This window comes from Halobacillus alkaliphilus (genome assembly GCF_900113125.1).
GTDB lineage: Bacteria > Bacillota > Bacilli > Bacillales > Halobacillaceae > Halobacillus > Halobacillus alkaliphilus.
Window position 1 is genome coordinate 1 of sequence record NZ_FOOG01000083.1, and the last position, 5,344, is coordinate 5,344.

Sequence of the window (5,344 nt, forward strand, 5' to 3'; positions counted from 1 at the left end):
GCAGATTCAAAAGAACTGCACGGGCTGCGGTATTGTCGCTTGCGCGGAAAAGAGAATGTACGCGAACAAGCGTTACTGACGGCGGCCTGCCAAAACATGAAAAAGATTGCCCTTCACCTATCCAGGGTGAGATAGGTGAAGGAGAGTCTTTTTCGGTGAAGGGCGGGCGAATACCAGGAGACTCCTGCGGAAAAACGGGCGATCCGAGACCCCGCAGTGTGGGTTTTCACGAGGAGGCTCGGACGTTCGTCCGCGGAAAGCGAGTGGTATTCGCCCGCACGATCTGCACAAAAAAAGCTTGCAGAAAAACACGGGGTTTCTCTACAAGCTGAGACGGGCTAGCCCGTCTTTTTTTTATGTCTTCTATATCAATTTATTTTTATAGATGGCATGGTAGCTTTTTGCAGTATCATGAATCTTAAACCCGGTCTGACATTGAATAACGATCTCTCTCCGGTGAATTATACAATCGATTATTTACCAAAAAGGGATAAGAACCATTCCCAGCTGCCCTTCGGCTGTTCTGTTTTTTTCATTGCTTGCTCTAAACGTGTATTAAAATCATTTTGCAGGCGCCACTCTTTATTTTGTTCGGCCCGCATATTCTTAATCTCTTCCTGTAATGCTTCCGTCTTTTCTTTTTCCTGTTGAAGTAATGTTTCATAATGCTCTTCCTGCTGCTTTGACAATTTTTCAATTTTAGCATTAGTTTTTTGAGCCGAATTGCTAATCCCCGCACTTATATGATGATGATCCTGCTGCAGGCGTGACACAGTGGTTTTTAACTCTGAAATATCATTGGTTAATTGCACATTCATCTCACGGGTAGCTGCGAGTTCACTGGAGAGAGCCCTGAAAAATTCTTTTAATTGATCGTTGTGCTGGAGTGAAGGATTGTATGTATCGGGCACCGATATACCAGCTTCCTTATACCCCTTCAAGCGTTCAGTCTGCTGTTCCACCAGTTCTTGAGCTATAACGTCTAACGGCTTATCCGTATCGCGTATCGATATAAGCGCTTCGATATCAGAATGAACAAAGATTCGCCGGTCACGATTTTTGAAAAACTCATATCCATTCCGTTCTAAGATTTGAGCATACTTTCGAACAGTCGGGGTCGCAATTCCCACTTCTTCGGCTACCTCTTTGGAGGAGAAAGCCTGTTCATTTGGTTGAATATCGCTTCGCATATCGCACCTCTTTCTATTAAATACCAAGGTTACCTGGGACCTCCAGGTCATATCGCCTAACGATATACCTGACTATTAAAAAAGTGCCTTAAAAATAAAAAATTCCATGTGACTGAGGGCCGTCTTTATAATTTAAAAAGTCCTTATATCGGTCTCCGATACAGGCGATCTAACACCGCGGGAATAAATCGATTAATTAATATAAAAACTACTGTATCTTAGTAATTATAAAATATATCGCCTTGCGATACAACTAGATTTTAAAGACATATTTCCCTATTAACGGAGTATTCCCCTGGTTTCCATTCAGCTATTTTTGTTGTTTTTTCCAATATCTCTACGAATTAGAAAGTGCGTATCGCCTCCTGCTACAAGCGATATGCTGCTAATTTAAATTATAATACAAAGAGAGCGTCCCCCTCCCCTCTCTAATTCCTGGTCTTAAGAAGCCATAGTTCGCCTCTCACTCAAAATGTTTCTGTGAAACATTTTATAAGTTCATTGTTGATTAACTAATCTAATTCGAGAGATCGTTTTAGTAAAAGTTATAGTTTGATTTTTCATAAAACTCGTTTCAATCTTTAGAGCGGCTTACTGGAATACTCAATTCAAGATGTTGTCTCGGACCTCCTACTCAATTTTGAGAAAAGTCTTATAGTTAAGGTCGTGATTTAACAGATCCTCGACATTAAAAAACCCTCTCTCTGTTAATAGATATAACGGAGAGAGAGTTCTTTATATTAGTTACTTCTAACGTTATGCTTCCACGCTTTATCCTCATCGATCATACGCTTCGCGGCATATATGAGTATAAATTGAAGGAAAATAATAGGCAGACCCATTAATCCTGAAATAACTTCAAGAGGCGGTAAGCCACCAATACGCATGAGCACTAAAGCTAAACCAGTTATAACAGCTGCAATAATAATACGCAGCAATTTCGGAGGTTCATACTTACTCATATCTCTTGTACTTGTATAAGCAGCTACAGTGTAAGTGGTTGAATCAAGCGTGGTCGTTAAGAACACGAGAGCTACAATCATAAAGATGATAATAGAAACCTCTGCAAACGGAAGAGTCGACAATATCTCTGGAATAGCTGCCATTCTTGCATTATTTTCAACCATTTGCAAGATTGACAGGTCTCCCATAAGATACCTATGGACTCCTAGTCCTCCGAGAACTCCTGTTGCCACCCATGATATAAGGGTAGGTGCTAGCAAGTAAGTTAAAATCATTTCCTTAATCGTTCTGCCTCGTGAAATCTTAGCAGCAAACACACTGTGGAGCATGGCCCATGTGGCACTATATGCGTACCAGAAAACGGTATTACTTTGAATGTGTGAAGTTGCCCCCTGGTGCACAGACTGTGTATTTAACGAAATGTTAACGTAATTAGTTAATAGGAAGGATACACTATCAGAAAAGTAATTTAATATAAATACACCTGGTCCTCCTATTAAAATAAATAACGCAAATAGGCCAGCTAAATACATATTAAACGTACTCAACCGTTTAATTCCTTTTTCAATACCTAAATACGCACTAAGCGAGAATAAGAACACCCAGATGATCGTAACTGTTATGGTTAGACCAAAATTAACTTCTATACCTAAAAGGTGAGATAAGTTCTGAGTAATAATTGGAGCTCCTAATCCAAGTGTTACAGCTGCGCCTGCAAGAATACTAATAAGGAATAAAATATCAAGCAATTTACCGCCTAATCCATCGGTAAACTTATCACCAAAAAGAACACGGCAGGCCTCAGATATCCTCATTAACGGACGTTTTCTCACGTGAAGAATGTACCCCATCGCCGGAGCAATCAACACGAAGATAGCGAAAACCTGGAAACCCCATAAAAACATGCTGTAAGCATTACCCCATAAAAGAGCTTCCGGTGATCCAGCTTCCACTCCTGCTGGCGGATCATTTGCAACTGAAGTCCACTGAAGCATGCCGGTTCTCATAATCGTGGAACCTACGCCCATAGCAATTAGTATGGATGCATATTCAAATAAAGTGAATCGCGGTTTTTCGGTAGGATTTCCCAATACGACTTGTCCGTATTTTGAAAATGATAAATACAATCCTGCTATAACCAAAATAATTCCATACCAGAGATAACCCCAGCTAAACACCTCTACAATATAATCAAATATAGAATTCAAAACTTCCAACGACTGGCTTTCATACATAGCAAATGGGATGCTAATCCCCAGTATAATTAATAGTGAGGGTATAAAAATCTTGTAATCAATGAGCTTCTTCCTATCCATCTAAATCCTCCTCAATCCTTCCTTATTTTTTGGTATATATCCCTGCTTACCCGCTCATTACAAAAAAAAACTAATTTAATATATTAAAATACTTTTTTATGAATAGTAAGATTCTGATTTGATCTCGTTGAAATTACTGTTAATACTATTCCTTTACATAGAAGCAGGGCAGTTTTTAAAAAAAGTGGAAGTTCGACTAAGAACGCCACATCCTGAGGGGAGATCGAACGACCTTGCATCGTGCAGGGCCAAAACTTTGTCTTCTTACATTGTACGTCTCTATTGTTCAACAACCTGCTTATGAAAAATCAATACGTTTAACGGAGCCTAAAAAAAGACTAAGCCCCTGGTAGGCTTAGTCTTTCATTCTCTTATACAGGGAATTTCACGCCTGTTAATCGTTCTGACTCTTTCCAAAGCAAGTCCGCATCCATCACATCGTAGGCATGAGTTTTAGGAGCAACCACAACAGGATCACCTTTCATCTCCATAAAACCAGACGGCCCTAAATAACGTCCGCCTTCTAAAGAAGAGTCGGTAGCTGCGCGAATACCTGGGAGCGCTCCATCATAGGCACTTTGTGTAACGCGGGTAAGCACCCCTTCAAGCATTTTATAAAGAAACTTGTCTTCTACATGTCGCGCCAAGTTGGTTTGAGCTCCTCCGGGATGAGCCGCTTCGCTTTTTATAGACAGGCCAGCTTGATCAATTCTTCTTTGCAATTCAAAGGTGAATAGCAAATTGGCCAACTTAGATTGGGAATAGGCCTTCATTGGTTTGTATCCTCTGCCGCCTTCAAACATCAGGTTATCAAAGTCAATGGTTCCTGATTTATGGGCATTACTGCTGATGTTAACCACTCTGGATTGCTCCGTTTCTTTTAAGCGTTCAAAAAGAAGGGCAGTCAAAGCAAAATGACCAAGGTGATTAATACCGAGCTGCTGTTCAAAACCGTCTTTCGTTTTACCGTAAGGGGTCGTCATTACTCCTGCGTTATTCAGCAGGATATCCAGCCTAAAGTATTTGGCTTTAAATATACGTGAGAATTCTTTCACAGAATCCAAATCCTGAAGATCTAAGGGCATAACATCAATGATGGCATTCGGATTTTCTTTCCTGATCGCCTCATATGCCTCTTCTCCACGTTCTAAAGATTTTGAAGCAAGGATAACAGTTGCTCCTTTTTCAGCGAACACTTTTACCGCTTCGAACCCAAGGCCTCCGTTTCCACCCGTTACAATGGCTACTTTGTCTTTTAATGAAGGGATTTGATCTACAGACCAAGCTTGTTGACTCATTTTCCGCTCACTTCCTCTATTGGTATATTGAATGGATATATTTCATCTTGGAATAACTTAAATTAAATCTTCCTATTCTTTTACCCTTCAACTTCTTAACTAAACCGATCTGGAATAAGGAAGTAAACCCAAGGTGAAGATGACCAATAAAAAAACAGTTCCTTTACTGCAGACACTGTTAAAACGATCTATTAACTATTAAAGATAAGCTCCCATTAGTGGAAGATTCAGTTTCGAGACATTTGTGAGAATTAGGTCCTCCGGAGGACGATTTCGCTTTCCGCGGTAGAGTAGAGAACTGATTTCAAAAGGGATTTCTCCCCTTTTACTTTCAGCTCCCCCTCATCAAACCGTACGTGAGGTTCTCCCTCATACGGCTTTCCGATGTTCTTCTTTCTTTGGCATTACGGTTACCCTACTTGGCTAAGCACACCAGTTGATACTGGGTTTGTTTCTTTACTTCCTCCAAATGACCATGAAGATTTCGGCGCTGTCTTTTCTTGTTGTTAAACAGAGCTAGACGTTTCAAAACATACCAGTCAATTCGATTCAGCCACTTCTTCGAGGCTGACGACAG

Annotated in this window: 4 protein-coding genes; 1 reads left to right on the plus strand and 3 read right to left on the minus strand. The window is 40.5% G+C overall.

Annotated elements, in window-relative coordinates:
* Positions 1-135: transposase (locus BMZ06_RS20530; protein WP_139205873.1), on the plus strand; the 135-nt coding region annotated here is incomplete at its 5' end.
* Positions 136-473: 338 nt separating this feature from the next.
* On the opposite strand, the gene BMZ06_RS20170 is transcribed toward BMZ06_RS20530, so the two are convergent.
* From BMZ06_RS20170 to BMZ06_RS20180, 3 genes are all read right to left on the minus strand, one after another.
* On the minus strand, positions 474-1,190 hold the full coding sequence (locus BMZ06_RS20170) for a hypothetical protein (protein WP_089755018.1): 717 nt from the start codon (positions 1,188-1,190) through the stop codon (positions 474-476).
* A gap of 740 nt (positions 1,191-1,930) precedes the next feature.
* Positions 1,931-3,469, minus strand: coding sequence for a BCCT family transporter (locus BMZ06_RS20175; RefSeq protein ID WP_089755020.1), 1,539 nt, complete (start codon positions 3,467-3,469; stop codon positions 1,931-1,933).
* A 371-nt stretch (positions 3,470-3,840) separates the two neighbouring features.
* The gene (locus tag BMZ06_RS20180; protein ID WP_089755023.1) at positions 3,841-4,767 is read right to left on the minus strand and encodes an oxidoreductase; all 927 of its coding nucleotides are present in this window, start codon (positions 4,765-4,767) and stop codon (positions 3,841-3,843) included.
* Between the last annotated feature and the right edge of the window lie 577 nt (positions 4,768-5,344).

Coding starts and splice junctions, on each gene's coding strand:
- BMZ06_RS20175 (WP_089755020.1), bottom strand. CDS start 3,469: ATGGATAGGAAGAAGCTCATTGATTACAAGATTTTTATACCCTCACTA.
- BMZ06_RS20180 (WP_089755023.1), bottom strand. CDS start 4,767: ATGAGTCAACAAGCTTGGTCTGTAGATCAAATCCCTTCATTAAAAGAC.
- BMZ06_RS20170 (WP_089755018.1), bottom strand. CDS start 1,190: ATGCGAAGCGATATTCAACCAAATGAACAGGCTTTCTCCTCCAAAGAG.